This is a genomic window from Ideonella sp. B508-1 (assembly GCF_000333615.1).
In the GTDB taxonomy this organism is placed as follows: domain Bacteria; phylum Pseudomonadota; class Gammaproteobacteria; order Burkholderiales; family Burkholderiaceae_C; genus Ideonella.
In genome coordinates, this window is record NZ_BADL01000233.1 from 1 (window position 1) to 917 (window position 917).

Annotated in this window: 2 protein-coding genes and 1 pseudogene; 2 read left to right on the plus strand and 1 reads right to left on the minus strand. The window is 68.0% G+C overall.

The features are described from left to right. A pseudogene (locus I73_RS31575) lies at positions 1-218 on the minus strand (tRNA 2-thiocytidine(32) synthetase TtcA); the annotation flags it as partial. Here I73_RS31575 and I73_RS09845 point away from each other — a divergent pair. Continuing rightward, positions 205-459 carry a hypothetical protein gene (locus tag I73_RS09845; protein ID WP_148289763.1) on the plus strand — a complete coding sequence of 85 codons (255 nt, stop codon included), beginning with the start codon at positions 205-207 and terminating at the stop codon, positions 457-459. The pseudogene I73_RS31575 and the gene I73_RS09845 sit on opposite strands and share 14 nt — an antisense overlap. A gap of 158 nt (positions 460-617) precedes the next feature. After that, the gene (locus I73_RS09850; RefSeq protein ID WP_022980454.1) at positions 618-869 is read left to right on the plus strand and encodes an iron-containing alcohol dehydrogenase; all 252 of its coding nucleotides are present in this window, start codon (positions 618-620) and stop codon (positions 867-869) included. Positions 870-917: the final 48 nt, after the last annotated feature.

Consider the following 917-nt stretch of genomic DNA (forward strand, 5'->3'; position numbering starts at 1 on the left):
AGCTTGGGCGGCATGCCCTTCATGCGGCTGCCGAAGAACATGTTCATCAGCAGGGTGACGACCATGTCGTCGCGGTGGTGGCCCAGTGCGATCTTGTTGCAGCCCAGCTCCCGCGCCACGCGGTAGAGGATGCCCCGGCGCAGCCGCGAGCACAGGCTGCACATGGTCTGCCCTTCCGGGATGTGCTTCTTGACGATGGAGTAGGTGTCCTGCGTCTCACCGGTGGGCTATGCCATGGTTTCCCAGATCGCCCCGGCCCGGCTGGTGGGCCTGCTGATGGGTGTCTGGCTGGCTGGCATCGGCGTGGCCAATTACCTGGCCGGCGCGCTGGAGAGCCTGCTGGCCGGCAGCGGCATCCCGCCCTTCGTGTTCCTGTTCAGCTCGTCCATCGGCGCGGGCGTGCTGCTGCTGCTGATCACGCCCTGGCTGAACCGGCTGAGCCACCGGAGCGCAGACTGAGCGCGCAAGAAACAAGACTGCGACACAGCCGCTGACACCCCGAGGCCACGCATTGACACGCGTCAATGTGGCCTTCGGGCTGGGCTCGCAGACTGCTCCCCGACACGCCGGCCACCCGACCCGAGCCGGCGCCCCACCCCCGTCGAGAGGAGCCTGCCATGAGCACCACCATCTTCTTCATCCCCAGTGTCAACCTGATGGGCGCCGGCTGCCTGAAGGACGCCGCCGCCGACATCCAGTCCAAGGGCTGGCGCAAGGCCCTGGTGGTGACGGACGCCCCGCTGGTGCGTACCGGCCTGGTGGCCAAGGTGACCGAGCTGCTGGGCACGCATGGCGTCACCTCGGTGGTGTTCGACGGCGTCAAGCCCACCCCCACGTGGCCAATGTGGAGGCCGGTCTGGCCCTGCTGAAGGCCATGCCTGCGACTTCGTGATCTCGCTGGGGCGGTGGCTCGCCGC